At 67.0% G+C, this 17,284-nt stretch carries 21 protein-coding genes and 1 tRNA gene; 9 read left to right on the plus strand and 13 right to left on the minus strand.

Going from position 1 to position 17,284, the window contains the following annotated elements; genetic code table 11:
• Positions 1-235 (minus strand): hypothetical protein (locus JNN06_RS12525; protein WP_291239929.1); only part of this gene is annotated, 235 nt, incomplete at its 3' end.
• Between the two features lie 295 nt (positions 236-530).
• On the minus strand, positions 531-1,565 hold the full coding sequence (locus JNN06_RS12530) for a hypothetical protein (RefSeq protein WP_291239930.1): 1,035 nt from the start codon (positions 1,563-1,565) through the stop codon (positions 531-533).
• Positions 1,566-1,690: 125 nt separating this feature from the next.
• Here JNN06_RS12530 and JNN06_RS12535 point away from each other — a divergent pair, with 125 nt between their 5' ends.
• Both JNN06_RS12535 and JNN06_RS12540 read left to right on the plus strand, forming a co-directional pair.
• Positions 1,691-1,948 carry a hypothetical protein gene (locus JNN06_RS12535; protein WP_291239962.1) on the plus strand — a complete coding sequence of 86 codons (258 nt, stop codon included), beginning with the start codon at positions 1,691-1,693 and terminating at the stop codon, positions 1,946-1,948.
• 2 nt (positions 1,949-1,950) lie between these two features.
• The gene (locus JNN06_RS12540; protein WP_291239931.1) at positions 1,951-3,738 is read left to right on the plus strand and encodes a monovalent cation:proton antiporter-2 (CPA2) family protein; all 1,788 of its coding nucleotides are present in this window, start codon (positions 1,951-1,953) and stop codon (positions 3,736-3,738) included.
• Positions 3,739-3,775: 37 nt separating this feature from the next.
• Here the strand turns inward: JNN06_RS12540 and JNN06_RS12545 are convergent, their stop codons facing one another.
• Both JNN06_RS12545 and JNN06_RS12550 read right to left on the minus strand, forming a co-directional pair.
• On the minus strand, positions 3,776-4,573 hold the full coding sequence (locus JNN06_RS12545; RefSeq protein WP_291239932.1) for an arginine deiminase family protein: 798 nt from the start codon (positions 4,571-4,573) through the stop codon (positions 3,776-3,778).
• A 103-nt stretch (positions 4,574-4,676) separates the two neighbouring features.
• Positions 4,677-4,760: transfer RNA gene (locus tag JNN06_RS12550), tRNA-Tyr, on the minus strand.
• Between the two features lie 119 nt (positions 4,761-4,879).
• Between JNN06_RS12550 and rlmB the strand changes: the two genes are divergently transcribed.
• Both rlmB and JNN06_RS12560 read left to right on the plus strand, forming a co-directional pair.
• Positions 4,880-5,668, plus strand: coding sequence for a 23S rRNA (guanosine(2251)-2'-O)-methyltransferase RlmB (gene rlmB, locus JNN06_RS12555; protein WP_291239933.1), 789 nt, complete (start codon positions 4,880-4,882; stop codon positions 5,666-5,668).
• A 172-nt stretch (positions 5,669-5,840) separates the two neighbouring features.
• Positions 5,841-6,254: a CoA-binding protein gene (locus tag JNN06_RS12560; RefSeq protein WP_291239934.1), complete on the plus strand. Its 414-nt coding sequence runs from the start codon at positions 5,841-5,843 to the stop codon at positions 6,252-6,254.
• A gap of 28 nt (positions 6,255-6,282) precedes the next feature.
• On the opposite strand, the gene JNN06_RS12565 is transcribed toward JNN06_RS12560, so the two are convergent.
• The 3 genes from JNN06_RS12565 to hisA form a co-directional block, all read right to left on the minus strand.
• Positions 6,283-6,594: a phosphoribosyl-ATP diphosphatase gene (locus JNN06_RS12565; protein WP_291239963.1), complete on the minus strand. Its 312-nt coding sequence runs from the start codon at positions 6,592-6,594 to the stop codon at positions 6,283-6,285.
• An 11-nt stretch (positions 6,595-6,605) separates the two neighbouring features.
• On the minus strand, positions 6,606-7,367 hold the full coding sequence (hisF, locus tag JNN06_RS12570; protein WP_291239935.1) for an imidazole glycerol phosphate synthase subunit HisF: 762 nt from the start codon (positions 7,365-7,367) through the stop codon (positions 6,606-6,608).
• Between the two features lie 91 nt (positions 7,368-7,458).
• On the minus strand, positions 7,459-8,178 hold the full coding sequence (gene hisA, locus JNN06_RS12575; RefSeq protein WP_291239936.1) for a 1-(5-phosphoribosyl)-5-[(5-phosphoribosylamino)methylideneamino]imidazole-4-carboxamide isomerase: 720 nt from the start codon (positions 8,176-8,178) through the stop codon (positions 7,459-7,461).
• Positions 8,179-8,323: 145 nt separating this feature from the next.
• On the opposite strand from hisA, the gene JNN06_RS12580 reads away from it, so the two are divergent.
• Both JNN06_RS12580 and JNN06_RS12585 read left to right on the plus strand, forming a co-directional pair.
• Positions 8,324-8,707, plus strand: coding sequence for a DUF2147 domain-containing protein (locus tag JNN06_RS12580; RefSeq protein ID WP_291239937.1), 384 nt, complete (start codon positions 8,324-8,326; stop codon positions 8,705-8,707).
• A 60-nt stretch (positions 8,708-8,767) separates the two neighbouring features.
• A complete protein-coding gene (locus tag JNN06_RS12585; protein ID WP_291239938.1) occupies positions 8,768-9,430 on the plus strand; it encodes an NYN domain-containing protein in 663 nt (220 codons plus the stop codon).
• Here the strand turns inward: JNN06_RS12585 and JNN06_RS12590 are convergent.
• On the minus strand, positions 9,415-10,080 hold the full coding sequence (locus JNN06_RS12590; protein ID WP_291239939.1) for a TetR/AcrR family transcriptional regulator: 666 nt from the start codon (positions 10,078-10,080) through the stop codon (positions 9,415-9,417). The two genes, JNN06_RS12585 and JNN06_RS12590, sit on opposite strands and share 16 nt — an antisense overlap.
• A gap of 68 nt (positions 10,081-10,148) precedes the next feature.
• Complete coding sequence (locus tag JNN06_RS12595) at positions 10,149-10,319, minus strand: hypothetical protein (protein ID WP_291239940.1); 171 nt, start codon at positions 10,317-10,319, stop codon at positions 10,149-10,151.
• 154 nt (positions 10,320-10,473) lie between these two features.
• Between JNN06_RS12595 and mbfA the strand changes: the two genes are divergently transcribed.
• Positions 10,474-11,451 (plus strand): iron exporter MbfA, encoded by a 978-nt coding sequence (mbfA, locus tag JNN06_RS12600; protein ID WP_291239941.1) that lies wholly within the window; start codon positions 10,474-10,476, stop codon positions 11,449-11,451.
• A gap of 245 nt (positions 11,452-11,696) precedes the next feature.
• Positions 11,697-12,860: an alpha-hydroxy acid oxidase gene (locus tag JNN06_RS12605; RefSeq protein ID WP_291239942.1), complete on the plus strand. Its 1,164-nt coding sequence runs from the start codon at positions 11,697-11,699 to the stop codon at positions 12,858-12,860.
• Here the strand turns inward: JNN06_RS12605 and JNN06_RS12610 are convergent.
• Complete coding sequence (locus tag JNN06_RS12610; RefSeq protein ID WP_291239943.1) at positions 12,857-13,996, minus strand: MFS transporter; 1,140 nt, start codon at positions 13,994-13,996, stop codon at positions 12,857-12,859. The genes JNN06_RS12605 and JNN06_RS12610 overlap by 4 nt on opposite strands.
• A gap of 150 nt (positions 13,997-14,146) precedes the next feature.
• Here JNN06_RS12610 and JNN06_RS12615 point away from each other — a divergent pair, with 150 nt between their 5' ends.
• The gene (locus JNN06_RS12615) at positions 14,147-15,004 is read left to right on the plus strand and encodes a DMT family transporter (RefSeq protein WP_291239944.1); all 858 of its coding nucleotides are present in this window, start codon (positions 14,147-14,149) and stop codon (positions 15,002-15,004) included.
• On the opposite strand, the gene JNN06_RS12620 is transcribed toward JNN06_RS12615, so the two are convergent.
• From JNN06_RS12620 to hisB, 3 genes are all read right to left on the minus strand, one after another.
• Positions 14,990-15,901 carry a glutaminase gene (locus JNN06_RS12620; RefSeq protein ID WP_291239945.1) on the minus strand — a complete coding sequence of 304 codons (912 nt, stop codon included), beginning with the start codon at positions 15,899-15,901 and terminating at the stop codon, positions 14,990-14,992. The genes JNN06_RS12615 and JNN06_RS12620 overlap by 15 nt on opposite strands.
• On the minus strand, positions 15,901-16,542 hold the full coding sequence (hisH, locus tag JNN06_RS12625) for an imidazole glycerol phosphate synthase subunit HisH (RefSeq protein ID WP_291239946.1): 642 nt from the start codon (positions 16,540-16,542) through the stop codon (positions 15,901-15,903). Before hisH ends, JNN06_RS12620 begins: the two co-directional genes overlap by 1 nt.
• Before the next feature lie 76 nt (positions 16,543-16,618).
• Entirely contained in the window at positions 16,619-17,206 is a 588-nt protein-coding gene (hisB, locus tag JNN06_RS12630; RefSeq protein WP_291239947.1) for an imidazoleglycerol-phosphate dehydratase HisB, read from the minus strand.
• Positions 17,207-17,284 lie beyond the last annotated feature (78 nt).

Below are 17,284 nucleotides of genomic sequence, written 5' to 3' on the forward strand. Positions count from 1 at the left end.
GTGGCAACTGTCGGGAAATTGTGGGTTCCGGGCGGATCAGGAAACGCACCGCGTTTCCCCGCCCGCGTGGGCGCGGTGCCGCAAGACCAGATCCACCATTGTGACGCAGGCCCGCGCCCGCCGGGTGGGTGCGATAGCACCCGCTCCCCCGCAGGGCGGGCGCTGGCCGGTGGCTTCGGGCCACCGGCCCGATGTGGAAGCGGTTCCACATGACCTCGGCAATGGCCTCGGTCATTGGGCGAGGGGAAGATGCGCAGAAAAATGTTCGGCCTCGGGCGGATCAGGAAACGCACCGCGTTTCCCCGCCCGCGTGGGCGCGGGGCCGCAAGACCGGATCAGCCTTTGAGCGAGAGGCCAGAGCCCGCCCGGTGGGCGCAAAGCGCCCGCCGCCCGGAGGGCGGGCGCTGGCCGGTGGCTTCGGGCCCCCGGCCCGATGTGGAGACGTTTCCACATGACCTCGGCAATGGCCTCGGCCATGGGGGCGGGCGGATCAGGAAAAGCACTGGCGCTGGCCTCGGCCATTTCAGGCGTTACCGGAACCAATAGCCTTCACGCTTCAGGGTATTGCGCAGCACCTGTTCGCGTTTCGGCAGGTCATTGCGATCAAACAGCGCGCGGGCTTTCTGGCCTTTGGGCTGATAGACCAGCCGCTTGAAGGGCTCATGGTCCTTCAACACCCGCTTCACCGGATTGGGCGCACAGGCGGCCTCCAGCGCGGCGACGGCATGGTCGCCCTCGCGCGCGTAAAGCAGGCTGAGGCTGCGGTAATGGCAGGTCACCGCGCCGTCCAGCCCGGCGAGGCCCGGCCCCGGACGCCCGCCGCCAAAGGAATGGATCACCAGCGGCAGGGTGATCTGATCCAGCCAGGGGTCGAAATTCTGGCAGACCAGCTCTTCGGGATGCTTCCAGCGCACCTCGCGCGACCAAGCCAGAAAACGCTCGCCAAAGGCCCGGGGGCTTTCGTGGAAGAACCAGCCCGCGTTGAAATACAGGTAGCGCTGCCAATATTCCTCGGGCTGCGACAGATCGAGACTGCTGGCGAAATCCAGCCCGAACCGGTCATACAGCGATTTCCAGATCGCGCCATAGCCGGGGCCATACAGCTCGATCTCGGGCCATGTGCCCTCGCGCCGCATCGAGGCGGAGGGCCGGGCAAAATCAAAACCCACGCTGTTGAAATCGCCGCAGATCAGCGTGTCGGTATCGAGAAACAGGAACGGCTCGTCGGGCAGGCAGGAGAGCGCCTCGATCTTGTTGCCATAGGGATACCACTCGCCATAGACCTGATTGTGCAGCGGCACGATCTCGGCGCCCAGAGCGGCGAGCAGCTCGCGGGTGGCGGGGTCGCTGACCCGGGGGTCAAAGGACCATTTCGGGCCGGGCTGGGGCTCGGCCAGATACAGCTTGCCCTGGAAATCCGGGTTGGTCTGGCGCAGCGAGGCGGCAAGCAACACGGCCTCATATTGCAGCCGCCCCCCCTGCACCACGGCGAGAATATTGAACTTTTGCCCGGACGGCGCGGGTCTGGACCCGGAGACTTGCGCGCGGGCGGATACTTTTGACATGATGGTGCGGCCTGTATTCTGCTTGGCGCCACGCTACAGGCTGCGGGCGAGGGCGTCAAAATTTTCGTGGTCAAATGGATGCCGGGCGGCAGCACAGAAAGGTTCTGGTAACGATGCATATGATAATGGTGATCTGTGGCGGACTGATGCTGGCCATGATCTTCGGGCTGTTCGGGCGGCTTTGGGGGCATGATCTGGCCGGGGTGGCGCAGGGGCTGCGCTGGTTCGTGCCGGTCTGGGCGGCAGTGGCATTGGTGAATATGTGGGTCGGTGTGACCCGGGCGGGCTATTCGGTGGCGCAGGAGGCGCCGATTCTGGCGGTGGTGTTTCTGGTGCCGGCTGCGCTGGCGGCGCTGGTGATCTGGCAGCTGGGGAAGGCGTGACGATGGCAGGAGTAGCAAGTGAGGCGGCGGCGGCCGCGGCCCAGCATGGCGGCGGTGCCGATCTGACGGGCATCGTGGTGCTTCTGGCGGCAGCGGTGATCGCGGTGCCGTTGTTCCGGCGCATCGGGCTTGGCTCGGTGCTGGGCTATCTGGCGGCGGGGCTGGCCATCGGCCCCTATGGGCTTGGCTTTTTCCACGATGCGCAGGCGATCCTGCATGTGGCAGAGCTGGGCGTGGTGCTGTTTCTGTTCATCATCGGGCTGGAGATGCAGCCCTCGCGCCTGTGGGCGATGCGGGGCGAGATTTTCGGGCTGGGTCTGTTGCAGGTGGCGCTTGCCATGGCGACGCTGGTCTGGGTGGGCGTGGTTCTGGGCTATCCTCTGGTGCCGAGTTTCGTGGCGGGCACGGGCTTTGTGCTGACCTCCACCGCCATCGTGATGCAGTTGCTGGAGGAACGCCGCGCCATGGCCTTGCCCAAGGGGCGGCGGATCGTGGCGATCCTGCTGCTGGAGGATCTGGCGATTGTGCCGCTGCTGGCGCTGGTGGCTTTTCTGGCACCGGGCGGAGCCGAGGTGACGCTGGCCGACCGGCTGGGCGCGGTGGGCATCGGGCTGGGCGCGATTGCGGCGCTGATCGTCGCCGGGCGCTATCTGCTGGACCCGATGTTCCGGCTGCTGGCGCGGTTTGGCGGGCGTGAGGTGATGACGGCCTCGGCGCTGCTGGTGGTGCTGGGGGCGGCGGTGCTGATGCAGGCGGGCGGGCTGTCCATGGCAATGGGGGCGTTTCTGGCCGGGGTGCTGCTGTCGGAATCCTCGTTCCGGCATCAGCTGGAGGCCGAGGTGGAGCCCTTCCGTGGCCTTTTGCTGGGGCTGTTTTTCCTCAGCGTCGGCATGGCGCTGGATCTGGCGGTGATCGCGCGCAACTGGCAGGTGGTCGCCATTTCGGTTCCGGCCTTTATCGTGCTGAAAATGCTGGTGATTTACGGCGTGGCGCGCCTGACGAAGGCCAGCCATGCCGAAGCGCTGGAACGTGCGGTGCTGATGGCGCAGGGCGGCGAATTCGCCTTTGTGCTCTATGCGGCGGCGATGCAGTTCGGCATTCTGGAGCCGGAGTGGAACGCCAATCTGGCGGCTATCGTGATCCTGTCGATGGTGCTGACGCCGTTGATGGTGATGCTGCATGACCGGCTGGCGCCCAAACCGGCGATCAGCACCGAAGGGGTGGAAAGCCCCGACGGGCTGGAGGCGCGGGTGCTGCTGATCGGCTTTGGCCGGGTGGGGCAGATCGTCAGCCAGCCGCTGCTGGCGCGCGGCCATGCGCTGTCGATCATCGACAGCGATGCCGAGGCGATCCGCGATGCGGGCGAGTTCGGCTTCAAGGTCTGGTATGGCGATGGCACCCGGCTGGACATCCTGCATGCGGCGGGGGCGGGGCAGGCGCAGGCTATCATCGTGGCCCCCGACCATCGCGAGGCGGTGTCGCGCATCGTGGAACTGGTGAAGCACGAATTCCCGCTGGTGCCGGTGCTGGCCCGGGCCTTCGACCGCGCCCATGCGGTGGAGCTGATCGCGGCGGGGGCGGATTTTCAGATCCGCGAAACCTTTGAAAGCGCGATGGTTCTGGGCCGCGAGGCCTTGCTGGCCCTGGGCGAGACGCCGGAGGAGGCCGAGGCGATCATGGCCGAGACCCGCGCCCGCGACACCGAGCGGCTGGTGCTGGATCAGGCGCAGGGGGTGCGCGCCGGGGCAAGCCTTATCCTCGGCAACAAGGACCAGCCCGCCGGGCATTGACGAAACCGGGCCGGGCGATTGTCCCGGCCCTTGCCATTCAGGCCTTGGGCGTGAACCGCAGCGAGAGGCAGGACATGCCGCCATCCAGCTTGGCGCATTCGGAATTGCCGATCTCGCGCACCGTAAAGCCTGCCGCGAGGATGGCATCGCGGGTGCGCGGGAAACCGGCCGGCATCAGCACCAGATCGTTGAAGCGAATGGTATTGGCGGCGGCCTCCTCGCCCTCGGCCACGTCGATCAGACGGTAGCCCTTGAAGCAGCCCGAGGCCGAAAGGCGGGGGGTGGAGAGGATGGTTTCGGCATCCAGAAGCGAGCAATCGGTCTTGAAATGCAAGACGCCGGGGGGCGTGTGAACCTCGCGCACCACCTCGCCCCAATCGGCGGTGAGGGCGGCCAGTTCGGCGATGCCGGCGGCATTGGTGCGGGCAGAGCGGCCCACAAGGATCTCGGTCTCGGTCATCAGGATGTCGCCACCCTCGATGAAACTCTCCGCGCCCGAGATGCGGCGAAGATCGCCATAAAGCGCGGCGAGATGCGGCGCCATCTCGGCCGCCTCGCCCAGACGCGAGGGCGCGCCGGGGCGCATGATGACAGCACCGGAGGGCAGGCAAAGCGCGGTATCCTCGACAAACACGCTGTCGGGGTAAGGCTCCAGCGCGTCCAGCTCGATCACCGTGGCGCCGGTCTCGCGCAGGGTGGCGATATAGGCATCGTGATGGGCCTGCATGCGCGCCAGATCGGGCGCGCCGGTATCGACCGCGCGCAGGCCATGGGTGATCGAGGCGGCAGGCCTGCGCGTGATGGCATGGGTGAAACGATAGGAACGGTCGGTCATGGCACTCTCCCCTTTGCGGCGAGGATAGCGGCGCAACGGGCCGGGTGCCAAGCGGCGCGCGACACGAAGCGTGTCGCAAAATAGACCAGCAATTTCAGGAAGATGGTGGGCGACCCTGGAATCGAACCAGGCACGAGTCGCCTCGGCGGAGTTACAGTCCGCTGCCGCACCTTGCAGCACGTCGCCCACTGACGGGGGATGTATCCGGGGGGGCGGGGGGCGTCAAGAGGCAAATCGCAGGATTTTTGCTTGCACCCGGGGGCGGCCCCGGCGCATTGTCCGCGCCACATCAAAGAGGGTGATCTGATGAGCGGCGGCGCCAAGAAACCGGCCTGGGTGATCGACAAGGAACGCGCCAAGCGCGCGGCCGAGAAGGAGACCGTCTGGCTGTTCGGCCTGCATGCGGTGCGGGATGCGCTGATGAATCCGGCGCGCGAGACGCTGCGGCTGGTCTTGACCAAGAACGCGTTTGACAAGCTGGAACAGGCGGTTGCGCAATCGGGCATGGAGCCGGAGATCGTGGACCCGCGCAAGTTCGAGGTGCCGATCGACGAGGGCTCGGTCCATCAGGGGGCGGCGCTGGAGGTGAAGCCGCTGAACTGGGGCAGCCTTGCCGATGTGGCGATCTCGGGCGAGGGGGCGCCTTTGGTGGTGCTGCTGGACCGGGTGACCGATCCGCATAATGTGGGGGCGGTGCTGCGCTCGGCCGAGGTGTTTGGCGCCCGGGCGGTGATCGCGCCGCGCCACCATTCGGCGCCGGAAACCGGGGCGCTCGCCAAGACGGCGAGCGGCGCCCTGGAGCGGCAGCCCTATTTGCGGGTGGGCAACCTGTCGGATGCGATGATCGAGCTGCGCGAGATGGGCTATATTCTGGTGGGTCTTGATGGCGAGGCGGAGCTGACGGTGGCCGAAGCCGTGGCGCAGGCGGGCGGGCGGCCCATTGGTCTGGTGATGGGGGCCGAGGGGCCGGGCCTGCGCGAGAAGACCCGCGAGACCTGCGACCATCTGGTGCGCATTCCCTTCAGCGGCGGGTTCGGGTCGCTGAACGTGTCCAACGCGGCGGCGGTGGCGCTCTATGCGGTCAGCCAGCGCTGATGTCACATATTTGCGACCAAAGGGTGAGGGGTCTTTAACGGAATCGCAAGATTCCCATATCACAGTGATGGAAAGCGGGTCTGGAACTCCCGTGCCTTCCGTTTACTGTCCCTCGTTCCACACCTTGCGCCCGGGGCCTTGGCCTGCGGGCGCTTTTTTCTAGGAGTGACGCATGGAAGATGACGCGAAAATCCGGTCGATTCTGGACAGCGTGAAGGTGATTGCGGTGGTCGGCTGGTCGCCCAAGCCGGAGCGGCCCAGTCATCGGGTGGCGGCCTATCTGGCGGGCAGGGGCTATCGGGTGATCCCGGTCAATCCTGGCGTCGCGGGGCAGGTGGCCTTGGGCGAGGTGGTGCGGTCCAGCCTGGCCGAGATCGGCGAAGGCGTTGATATGGTGGATATTTTCCGCCGGAGCGAGGAGGTGCCCGCCGTGGTGGCCGAGGCGCTGACCCTGCCGGGGCTGAAGGCGATCTGGATGCAGCTGGGCGTGGAGCACGCGCAGGCGGCAGCCGAGGCGGAGGCGGCGGGGGTGCAGGTGGTGCAAAACCGCTGCCCGGCCATCGAGATCCCGCGGCTGGGGATTTGAGGCGATTTTTCTGCGAAAAATCGGGCGCCTAGCTGCGGGCGGCTTTCTCGGCGATGCCGGAGGTGCCGGCACGCCGCGCGAGTTCGGCCTCGACCTCGGCCAGGGTCACGTCGCGGGCGGCGAGCATGACGAGGAGGTGGAACAGCACATCGGCGGCCTCGGAGACCAGTTTGGCGCGGTCGCCCTTCACGGCCTCGATGATGGCCTCGATGGCCTCTTCGCCGAATTTCTCGGCGCATTTCTCGGGGCCTTTGGCGAGGAGTTTCGCGGTCCAGCTGCTGTCGGGATCGGCGCCCTTGCGGGATTGGATCGTGGCGGCGAGGGTCTGGAGTTCGCTCATGGCAGCCATGGTCATTGCAGCCTCATGGGAATGCCTGCGGCGGCCATATGGGCCTTGGCCTCGCCAATGGTATAGGTGCCGAAATGGAAGATTGAGGCGGCCAGCACGGCGGAGGCATGGCCTTCGGTGACGCCCTCGACGAGGTGGTCGAGCGTGCCGACGCCGCCGGAGGCGATGACGGGAATGGAGACCGCATCGGCGATGGCGCGGGTGAGGGGCAGGTTGTAGCCGCCCTTGGTGCCGTCGCGGTCCATGGAGGTGAGCAGGATTTCGCCCGCGCCCCTGGCGGCGACGGTGCGGGCAAACTCCACGGCGTCGATGCCGGTGGGTTTGCGCCCACCATGGGTGAAGATCTCCCATTTGCCGGGGGCCACAGTTTTGGCGTCGATGGCCACCACGATACATTGGCTGCCGAAGCGGTCGGCGCTGCGGGCGACCACATCTGGATCGGCCACGGCGGCGGAGTTGAAGCTGACCTTGTCGGCCCCGGCGAGGAGGAGCGCGCGCACGTCTTCGGGTGTGCGGACGCCGCCGCCGACGGTGAGCGGCATGAAGCATTGCTCAGCGGTGCGGGTGACCAGATCGAACATGGTGCCGCGGTTTTCATGGGTGGCGTGGATGTCGAGGAAGGTGAGTTCATCGGCCCCGGCGGCGTCATAGGCCTTGGCGGCCTCGACCGGGTCGCCCGCGTCGATCAGGTTCACGAAGTTCACGCCCTTGACCACGCGGCCATCGGCCACGTCGAGGCAGGGGATGATGCGGGTTTTCAGCATGGTGGGGCCTTCAAGGGTTAGCGGGAGGATAGGGGGCTTTGCCCCCTCGCCGCAAGCGGCTCACCCCCAGGATATTGGGGCCAAGATGAAATCAGGGTTTCAGGGTTTGCAGGGCGGTGGCGAGGTCGATGGCGCCATCATAGAGCGCGCGACCGGAGATGGCGCCGGCGATCACGCCGGTGTCGCGGAGCGCGATCAGGTCTTCCATCCGCGAGACGCCGCCGGAGGCGATGACGGGGATCGAGACGGCGCGGGCCAGTGCCTCGGTGGCCTCGATATTCGGGCCCTGCATGGCGCCGTCGCGGTCGATGTCGGTATATATGATCGCGGCGACGCCTGCGTCTTCAAAGCTGCGGGCGAGGTCGGTGGCTTGCACGGTGGTTTCCTCGGCCCAGCCTTTGGTGGCGACAAAGCCCTTGCGTGCGTCGATCCCGACGGCGACCTTGCCGGGGAAAGCGCGGGCGGCTTCGCGGACGAGGGCCGGGTTTTCGACGGCGACGGTGCCGAGGATGACGCGGGCGAGGCCCTTGGTCAGCCACATCTCGATGGTGGCCATGTCGCGGATGCCGCCGCCGAGCTGGGCCGGGACGGTGCAGCGCGCGAGGATGGCCTCGACCGCCGCTCCATTCACCGGCTGGCCCGCGAAGGCGCCGTTGAGATCGACCAGATGGAGCCATTCGCAGCCTGCGGCCTCGAATTTCGCGACCTGGGCGGCGGGATCATCGCCAAAGACGGTGGCGGCGGACATTTCGCCGCGCAGAAGGCGCACGCATTGGCCGTCTTTCAGGTCGATGGCGGGGTAGAGGATCATGGCAGGCTCCGCTGAAGGCGCTGGTTGCGCGCGGTTTCGCATGGGGGCGACGTGACGGCAAGGGATTTGGCATGGCCGTAGCGTCATGCTTGCGGGAATCCGGGGCCTCGGGTGAGGATGGCCGAGGTAGCGGGAGGAGGAACCCATGCGGAAACTGGTGATGGCGGCGGTGATGATGCTGGCGGCGGGGGCGGCGAGTGCCGATCCGATCGAAGGCGTCTGGCAGACGCAGGAAGATGCGGGCGCCTATGCCCATGTGACGATCAAGCCCTGTGGTCCGGCCTTTTGCGGCAAGATCACGCAGGCCTTCAAGGATGGCAAGGATTACGCCTCGCCCAATGTCGGCAAAGCGATCGTGATCGACATGGTGCCTGCGGGCGGCGGCGCCTATGAGGGCAAGGTGTGGCGGCCGTCGAATGACAAGATCTATGTCGGCAAGGCCGAAGTGTCGGGCAATGGCATGAAGCTGTCGGGCTGTGTGGCGGGCGGGTTGATCTGCAAGTCGCAAAGCTGGACCAAAGTGAAGTAAGGCCACGAAAAGGCCCGAATGATCGGCAACCTTGGCGGGAGTTTTCGCTGAGGTTGCCTGATGAACATGCTGTCTGCCGTTGCTGTTGCGAGCCCGCGTCTGGCCTTGCTGGTGGATGGCGAGAACCTGTCGGCGGCCTTTGCGGGGCGGGTGATTTCGCGCAGTCTGGCGCAAGGCAACCCGGTGATCCGGCGGGTTTATGGCGATGCGGCGCGGGTTTCGGGCTGGGATGCGGCGCCGGGATTCAAGCTGGTGCATGCCGGGCGCGGCAAGAATGCGGCGGATATGCTGCTGTGCATCGAGGCCATGGCGCTGGTGCAGTCCGGGCAGGTGGAGGGGGTGGTTGTGGCCTCATCGGACGGGGATTTCAGCCATCTGGCGACCCATCTGCGCGAGGCGGGGGTGCTGGTGATCGGTCTGGGCGAGGCCAAGGCGCCGGAGCATTGGCGGAAATGTTGCTCGAAGTTTGAGGTTTTGGCGGTGGAAGCAGCGGTGCCGCCACTGCCCAAGGGAGATGCTGCCTTGATCGCGGAGGTGGTTAAGGTGCTGATGCAGGCGGAGGGGCATCGGCTGCCCTTGACCAAGTTGGGTCAGGCCTTGCCCGGTTTGCTGAAATCAGCGGGTCATGCCAGTTGGAGCCGGTTTCTGCGCGCATATCCCACGCATTTTGCGCTGTGCATGGATCAACCAGGCGGGGCAGTGACGCTTCACCGCTTGCCGTAACGGGCCAGAAACATCTGCACGGCGCCTTTTGCCACGCGCTCGGCATCCTGCGTCGGGCAGCAGGGCGAGACGCCGAAGATCACCTGTTCATGCAGCGTCACCTTGCACAGCGCGGCGAACTGGTCGGCGGCGAAGGGCAGGTCTTCGATGACCAGCTCGCCCCGCTCCACCGCCTTGGACAGGTATTCCACCAGCCGCTCGCGCACCAGAAGCGGGCCGGAATGGTAGAATTCATGGCCCAGCTCGGGGAAGCGGTCGGCCTCGGCCACGCAGATGCGGAACACCTTTTGCGCGAATTCGGAGGTGAGGAAGCCCACGATGCGGCGGGCGGCCTCGGTCAGCACCAGCTCGGCCGGGGCGTTCTGGTCGATCAGCTGCACGGCTTCATCGGCCTGCCGGGCGCATTCGGCGCGGGCGACCTCCATGAACAACAGGCGTTTGTCGGGGAAATAGGCGTAGAGCGTGGCCTTGGAGACTCCGGCCTCGCGCGCGATGTCATCAACCGAGGCGCCCTCGAAACCGCGCGCCAGAAAGATCGCGCGCGCGCCTTCCAGCACCTGCTTGAACTTGCGCCCCCGGCGGATGGCGGCGGCGGCGCCTTGCAGGATGCAGGCAAGAGGGGGCGAGGAGGGGCGCGCGGGCTGGCTCATGACTGGCAGTGTAACCCGCGGGCGGCGCGGGCGTCCAGTCGCTCGCCACCCGTGACGCTGCGCCCCGGTCACCCGGCGGGTTGCGTGCAGACCGTGGCGAGGCCTGCCGGATTGGTGCAGCCCTGCGCGGTGGGCGCGGGATCTTCGGGATAGGTGAGGTCGGGCAGCGAGAAGGGGCCGCCCCCGGCAAGGGCGAGGCCGGGCAGGGCGGTCAGGGCAAGGGCGAGAAACAGGCGCATGGGAAGCTCCAATAACTGAACGATGCGGTTCACTTGGGAATATTGAACGGATCGGTTCATTTGGCAAGCGATTCTGAACCCATCGGTTCAAAATGTCGCATTGCACCCCGAGGGCATTCTGATAGGTTGGAATCATTCTAAACAAGGTGCCCGCATGTTCTCTGCCCTGACCAGCCGCCGCCGCTTTGCCGATCTGACGGAACAGGAGGTGCTGGCGCTGGCGATCTCCTCCGAGGAAGACGACGCGCGCATCTATCGCAGCTATGCGCAACGGCTGCGGGCCGAGTATCCGGCGACGGCGGCGCTGTTTGACGGCATGGCCGCAGAGGAGGACAGCCACCGACAGGCGCTGATTGCGGCGCATCAGGCGCGGTTTGGTGAGGTGATCCCGCTGATCCGGCGCGAGCATGTGGCGGGGTTTTACGCCCGCCGCCCGGTCTGGTTGCAGCACAGCCTGAGCCTCGAGACGATCCGCGCCGAGGCGGCCGCGATGGAGGCGCAGGCGGAACGCTTTTACCTCAAGGCGGCGGCGGCCTCGCCCGATGCGGCGACGCGCAAGCTGCTGGGCGATCTGGCGGCGGCCGAAGGCGGGCATCAGCGCAAGGCGGAAGGGCTGGAAACGGCGCATCTGACGGAAGAGGCGCGCGGCAGCGAGGATCAGGCAGAGCGGCGGCAGTTCATCCTGACCTGGGTGCAACCGGGATTGGCCGGGCTGATGGATGGCTCGGTCTCCACCCTGGCGCCGATCTTCGCCACGGCCTTTGCCACGCAAGACACCTGGACCACCTTCCTCGTGGGGCTTGCGGCCAGCGTGGGGGCGGGCATCTCGATGGGCTTTACCGAGGCCGCGCATGATGACGGCGTGCTGTCCGGGCGCGGCAGCCCGTGGAAACGGGGCCTCGCCTCGGGGGTGATGACCATGCTGGGGGGCTTGGGCCATGCGCTGCCCTATCTGATCCCGGAGTTCTGGACGGCAACCAGCATCGCCATCGCGGTGGTGTTCGTGGAACTTTGGGCGATTGCCTGGATCCAGAACCGCTACATGGAAACCCCCTTCCTGCGCGCGGCACTTCAGGTGGTGCTGGGCGGCGCGCTGGTCTTTGCGGCGGGGGCGCTGATCGGCGGCGGCTGAGCAGACCTTCCTTCTCCGAAGGAAGGGAAGGGGGCGCCGGCGCCCCCTCTGGAGCCTGCGGCTCCAGTCACCCCCTCGGGCTATTTGGGAACAGATGAATGCAGGGTGTCTCGCTGCCTTTCATCTGTTCAAAAATATCCTCGGGGGGTGCGGGGGGCAGACAGCCCCCCGTGCTGACGGGGTCGCTTGCGCGCGGGCGGGGTTCTTGGCAGGGTCTGGCCTCGGGATGTTCTGCGAGGGGTGCCATGGCCGTGATCGCCTGTATCGAGGATTTGAAGCGGCTGCATCGGGCGCGGGTGCCGCGCATGTTTTACGACTATGCGGAATCGGGCAGCTATACCGAGCAGACCTTCCGCGAGAATTGCAGTGATTTTCAGCGTTTGCGGTTGCGGCAGAAGGTGGCGGTCGATCTGACGGATCGTTTCACCGGCGGGCGCCTGTTGGGGCTGGATGCGCGTCTGCCGTTGGCGCTGTCGCCGGTCGGGCTGACGGGGATGCAATGCGCCGATGGCGAGATCAAGGCGGCGCGGGCGGCGCAGGCTTTCGGGGTGCCGTTCACGCTGTCCACCATGTCGATCTGTTCCATCGAGGATATTGCCGCCCACAGCTCTGCGCCCTTCTGGTTTCAGCTTTATGTGATGCGCGACGAGGATTTCGTGGATGCGCTGATCGAGCGGGCACGGGCGGCGGGCTGTTCGGCCTTGGTGCTGACGCTGGATTTGCAGATCCTCGGGCAGCGGCACAAGGATTTGCGCAATGGGCTGACGGCGCCGCCCCGGCTGACTTTGGCCAATATCCTCAATATGATGGCCCGCCCGCGCTGGTCTGCGGGGATGCTTGGCACGCGGCGGTGGAGTTTTGGCAATATCGTCGGCCATGCCAAGGGCGTGGGTGATCTGGCCTCGCTGAATGCCTGGACGAATGAGCAATTCGACCCGCAGCTGGATTGGCGCAAGATTGCCCGCATCCGCGACCGTTGGGGTGGCAAGCTGGTGTTGAAGGGCATTCTGGACCCGGAGGATGCGGCGCGGGCGGCGGAGTTCGGGGCCGATGCCATCGTGGTGTCGAACCATGGCGGGCGGCAGCTGGATGGGGCGCTGTCGTCGATCCGCATGCTGCCTTCGGTCTTGCGGGCGGTGCAGGGGCGCTGCGAGGTCTGGCTGGATGGTGGCATCCGCTCGGGGCAGGATATTCTGAAGGCGCGGGCCATGGGGGCCGATGCGGTGATGGCGGGGCGGGCCTGGCTTTATGGTTTGGGCGCCATGGGGCAGGCCGGAGTGACCAAGGCGTTGGAGATCATGCGGCGCGAGCTGGATGTGACGCTGGCTTTGTGCGGCGAGCGGGACATTCGCGCGGTGGGGCGGCACAACCTGCTGATCCCGAAGGATTTCGAGGGCGACTGGCTTTAGCGGCGGCGCAAGAGCAGCGGCGCGAGCAACAGCACGCTGAGCAGCATGGCGGCGGCAAAGACGAAGGCGGCGCGCAGGCCCAGGCTTCCGGCGATGAGGCCCAGCAGCGGCGGGCCGAAGAAATAGCCGAAATAGCCATATAGCGTGGCGCGGGCGACGGCGCGGGCGCGGGCCTCGGGGGCGGCGCTTTCGCCGACCAGCGAAAAGGCGGTGGGGGCGATGACCGAGGCGCCCAGCCCCATCACGATGAAGCCTAGATGCGCCAGGGCGGGCGAGGGGGCTGCCGCCGCGATCAGCGCGCCGCAGGCGGCGAGGCAGGCGCCCCCGGTCAGCAGGCGGCGCGGGCTGATACGGCCCGCAAGCCCCTGGCCCGCGATGCGCGCAAAGCCCATGGTCAGCGCCAGCGCGGCGGGGCCAAGCGCGCCTTCCGCCGGGCTGCCGCCCAGCGTCTGCTCGATATGCAGGGCTGACCAGTTCTCGGCGGCGTTTTCGGTCAGGAAGGCGATCAGCACGATGCCCCCGCCGATGAGGGGCGTGAGGCCAAGGCCCGGCCCGCCCTCGCGCGGTTGGGCGAGACCCTCGATGCGGCCCTCGGCCTCCCATGTGAGGCTGGCGCAGGCCAGCGCGGCACAGGCCATCATAAGGCTGATGGTGCCGGGGCCAAGGCTTGCGTCGCGCATCAGCCCGGTGCCGATGGCGCCTGCCGCATAGCCGAAGGAATAGGCGGCGTGGCAGATCGTCATCAGGTGCTGGCCGCGCGTGGCCTCCAGCGTGGCGGTGCGGGCATTCATCAGCACATCGGTGAGGCCGGTGGCGGCGCCGGTGAGCAGCATGACCAGCGGGAAGAGCCAGAGGGTGTGAACTTGACCGGGCAGGGTGAAGGCCAGCGCCATGGCGCTGGCGGCCAATGGCAAAGCAGTGCGGCCCAGCCTCGCGCCGAGGGCGGGGGCCACCAGCATGGCGCCCACGGCGGCCAGCGGCGTCAGCAGCATGAGGAGGCCCAGCTCGGCCTCGGCCACGCCCAGCTGGGTTTTCAGGTCGGGCAGCATGGCGGCAAAGCTGCCCCAGATCACCCCCATGGCCGCGAAGGCGGCAAGCGGCGCGCGGGCGGAGAGGATCAGGCGGGCGGAGAGCATGACCCGGTTTAGGTGCTGCACTGGGCTTCGGCTTGTCTGGCGGCGACATGGGCGGTCGCGGCCAGCCGGGCGGGCCGGGGGAATGCGCAGTATCCGGGTCGCTTGGGCCGCCCGGTTCGCGGCAGGGAGGGCCAAGCCCGGAGGTTTCGCATGTCTTTGTCCGATTGGTTGCGCCTGATCCTGCTGTCTGTGCTGTGGGGCGGATCGTTCTTCTTTGTGGAAGTGGCGCTGAGCGGGCTGCCTGCGCTGAGCGTTGTCTTTGGCCGGGTGGCGCTTGGGGCGCTGTGTCTGGCGGCGATGCTGGGCGGGCGGCTGCCACGGGGGCTTGCGGCATGGCGGGCGCTGGCGGTGATGGGGCTGTTGAATTGCGCGCTGCCCTTCAGCCTGTTTGCGCTGGCGCAGGGCGAGATCAGCGGCGCATTGGCGGCGATTTTGAACGCGACGACGCCGCTTTGGACCGTGGTGGTGGCGCATCTGGCGGGGGCCGAGGCGCTGACGGCGCGGCGGGTGGCGGGACTTGCCTTCGGCTTTGCCGGGGTGGTGGTGATGGCGGGCGGCGGGGTCGGTTCGCCCTTCGCGCTGCTGGCCTGTCTGGGCGCGGCGCTGAGCTATGCGGTGGCGAGTGTCTGGGGGCGGCGCTTGGCGGGCATGGGGGTGAGGCCCTTGCAGGCGGGCTTCGGGCAGGCGGCGGCAGCGGCGATGATCCTCGCGCCGGTCTGGCTGGCGGTGGATCAGCCTTGGGCGCTGCCAATGCCGGGTCTGCCGGTCTGGGGCGCGCTGGCGGGGATTGCGGTTCTGTCTACCGCCTTGGCCTATGTGATCTATTTCCGGCTGTTGGAGAGTGCCGGGGCGGTCAATCTGGCGCTGGTGACCTTTTTGATCCCGGTCTCTGCCGCCGCATTGGGGGCTGCTTTTCTGGGCACGCGGCTGGGCCTGCCGCATGTTGCGGGCTTTGGCCTGATCGCGGTCGGGCTGTGGGCGGTGGTGCGGCGTTCAGCCAAAAACTGACCAGCCGGTCGCGCGGGCGAGGCGCTCGACGGCCAGCGTGCCCAGTTGCGAATTGCCCTGCGCGTTCAGCCCCGGTGACCAGACGGCGATGGAGGCGCGGCCCGGCGCGATGACGAGGATGCCGCCGCCGACGCCGGATTTGCCGGGCAGGCCCACGCGATAGGCGAATTCGCCCGAGCCGTCGTAATGGCCGCAGGTCATCATCAGCGCATTGATGCGGCGGGTGCGGGCGGGCGACACGAGGCGCGGCATGCTGGGCGCATTCATCAGGAAACGCCCGGCGCGGGCCAGTTGCCGCGCGCTCATCTCGATGGCGCATTGGTGGAAATAGGTGCCGCAGGTGGCCTCGGGCGGGCAGCGCAGATTGCCATGCGCCGCCATGAAATGCGCAAGGGCAAGGTTGCGGTGGCCATGCGCCAACTCGGACGCCGCGACGGATTTGTTGATATGGATGTCATCCTCGCCCGCCGCCTCGCGCAGGAAGCGCAGGATCTCGCCCAGCACCTCGCGCGGCTGGTGGCCTTGCAGGATGGCATCGGTGACGACAAGGGCACCGGCATTGATGAAGGGGTTGCGCGGGATGCCCTTTTCGGATTCGAGCTGCACCACCGAATTAAAGGCAAGCCCCGAGGGCTCGCGCCCGACCCGCGACCAAAGCTGGTCGCCCAGGCGGCCAAGCGCGAGGGCGAGGGTGAAGACCTTGCTGACCGACTGGATCGAAAACGGCGTTTCCGCCGCGCCGGTGGTGAACGTGTCGCCTTCGGCGGTGCAGACCGCCATGGCGAAGTGATCGGGCGAGATGCGGGCCAGCTCGGGGATGTAATCAGCCACCCTTCCCCGGTCGGGGGCGGCTTGCATCTCGGCGCCGATCCGGTCGAGGATCGGTTGCAGCTCCATCAGGGCTTCCAGCGCAGGAAATTGGCGATGAGGCGGAGGCCGGTGGCTTGCGATTTCTCGGGGTGGAACTGGGTGCCGACGATATTGCCCGCGCCGATGATGGCGGTGACATCACCCGCGTAATCGACATGGGCCAGACGCTCGGCCGGGTTCGCCACGCGCATGGCATAGCTGTGGACGAAATAGGCGTGATCGCCGGTTTGCACGCCCTCAAGCAGCGGGTGGGGATGGTCGATCACCAGATCGTTCCAGCCCATATGCGGCACTTTCAGCGCCGGATTGGCCGGGGTGATGCGGGTGACCTCGCCGGCGATCCAGTCGAAGCCGGGAGTATCTTCGTATTCGCGGCCCCAGGTCGCCAGCATCTGCATGCCGACGCAGATGCCCAGGAAGGGGCGGCCCTTGCTGCGGACGGCGTCAGAGATGGCCTCGAACAGCCCGCCATGTTCGCCAAGCGCGCGGCGGCAGGCGGGGAAGGCGCCATCGCCGGGCAGCACGATGCGGTCGGCGCGGGCGACATCCTCGGGGCGGGAGGTCACCAGAATTTCGCCGGCGCCCACCTCCAGCGCCATGCGCTGAAAGGCTTTTTCGGCGGAATGCAGGTTGCCGCTGTCGTAATCGACCAGAACGGTGAGAGCCATGTTGCGTCCTTTCCGGGCTCGGATTTTCTGCGAAAATCCGGGAACCGATTTTTCGGCGAAAAATCGGGCGCGGCGGTTACAGCGCGCCCTTGGTGGAGGGGATGGCATCGGCCTTGCGCGGGTCGGTTTCGACTGCCTGGCGCAAGGCACGCGCCACGGCCTTGAAGGCGGCCTCGGCGATGTGGTGGCTGTTCACACCATGCACCATGTCGATATGCAGGGTGATGCCGCCATGGGTGGCGAGGGCCTGAAAGAACTCGCGCACCAGCTCGGTGTCGAAAGTGCCGATCTTCTGGGTCGGGAAGGTGACATTCCAGATCAGGAAGGGGCGGGCCGAAAGATCGAGCGCGCAGCGCACCTGCGCATCATCCATCGGCAGGCTGCATTCGCCATAGCGGCGGATGCCCTTCTTGTCGCCAAGCGCCTTGGCAAGCGCCTGACCGAGGGCGATGCCCACATCCTCGACCGTGTGGTGATCGTCGATATGCAGGTCGCCCTTGCAGCGCACGGTCATGTCGATCAGCGAATGGCGCGAGAGCTGGTCGAGCATATGGTCGAAGAAGCCCACGCCGGTCGCCATGTCATAGGCGCCGCTGCCGTCGAGGTTCAGCGCCACGGAGATTTCGGTCTCGGCGGTGGTGCGGGTGATCTGGGCCTTGCGCATCGGGCGTCTCCGGTCAGGTTTGGCGCCTTATAGCAGGCGGAGGCGCTGCGGCAACGTCGGGATTTGGATATTTGGGCC

The organism is Gemmobacter sp. (genome assembly GCF_016792925.1).
GTDB lineage: Bacteria > Pseudomonadota > Alphaproteobacteria > Rhodobacterales > Rhodobacteraceae > Gemmobacter.

Coding starts and splice junctions, on each gene's coding strand:
- JNN06_RS12530 (WP_291239930.1), bottom strand. CDS start 1,565: ATGTCAAAAGTATCCGCCCGCGCGCAAGTCTCCGGGTCCAGACCCGCG.
- JNN06_RS12535 (WP_291239962.1), top strand. CDS start 1,691: ATGGTGATCTGTGGCGGACTGATGCTGGCCATGATCTTCGGGCTGTTC.
- JNN06_RS12540 (WP_291239931.1), top strand. CDS start 1,951: ATGGCAGGAGTAGCAAGTGAGGCGGCGGCGGCCGCGGCCCAGCATGGC.
- JNN06_RS12545 (WP_291239932.1), bottom strand. CDS start 4,573: ATGACCGACCGTTCCTATCGTTTCACCCATGCCATCACGCGCAGGCCT.
- rlmB (WP_291239933.1), top strand. CDS start 4,880: ATGAGCGGCGGCGCCAAGAAACCGGCCTGGGTGATCGACAAGGAACGC.
- JNN06_RS12560 (WP_291239934.1), top strand. CDS start 5,841: ATGGAAGATGACGCGAAAATCCGGTCGATTCTGGACAGCGTGAAGGTG.
- JNN06_RS12565 (WP_291239963.1), bottom strand. CDS start 6,594: ATGAGCGAACTCCAGACCCTCGCCGCCACGATCCAATCCCGCAAGGGC.
- hisF (WP_291239935.1), bottom strand. CDS start 7,367: ATGCTGAAAACCCGCATCATCCCCTGCCTCGACGTGGCCGATGGCCGC.
- hisA (WP_291239936.1), bottom strand. CDS start 8,178: ATGATCCTCTACCCCGCCATCGACCTGAAAGACGGCCAATGCGTGCGC.
- JNN06_RS12580 (WP_291239937.1), top strand. CDS start 8,324: ATGCGGAAACTGGTGATGGCGGCGGTGATGATGCTGGCGGCGGGGGCG.
- JNN06_RS12585 (WP_291239938.1), top strand. CDS start 8,768: ATGAACATGCTGTCTGCCGTTGCTGTTGCGAGCCCGCGTCTGGCCTTG.
- JNN06_RS12590 (WP_291239939.1), bottom strand. CDS start 10,080: ATGAGCCAGCCCGCGCGCCCCTCCTCGCCCCCTCTTGCCTGCATCCTG.
- JNN06_RS12595 (WP_291239940.1), bottom strand. CDS start 10,319: ATGCGCCTGTTTCTCGCCCTTGCCCTGACCGCCCTGCCCGGCCTCGCC.
- mbfA (WP_291239941.1), top strand. CDS start 10,474: ATGTTCTCTGCCCTGACCAGCCGCCGCCGCTTTGCCGATCTGACGGAA.
- JNN06_RS12605 (WP_291239942.1), top strand. CDS start 11,697: ATGGCCGTGATCGCCTGTATCGAGGATTTGAAGCGGCTGCATCGGGCG.
- JNN06_RS12610 (WP_291239943.1), bottom strand. CDS start 13,996: ATGCTCTCCGCCCGCCTGATCCTCTCCGCCCGCGCGCCGCTTGCCGCC.
- JNN06_RS12615 (WP_291239944.1), top strand. CDS start 14,147: ATGTCTTTGTCCGATTGGTTGCGCCTGATCCTGCTGTCTGTGCTGTGG.
- JNN06_RS12620 (WP_291239945.1), bottom strand. CDS start 15,901: ATGGAGCTGCAACCGATCCTCGACCGGATCGGCGCCGAGATGCAAGCC.
- hisH (WP_291239946.1), bottom strand. CDS start 16,542: ATGGCTCTCACCGTTCTGGTCGATTACGACAGCGGCAACCTGCATTCC.
- hisB (WP_291239947.1), bottom strand. CDS start 17,206: ATGCGCAAGGCCCAGATCACCCGCACCACCGCCGAGACCGAAATCTCC.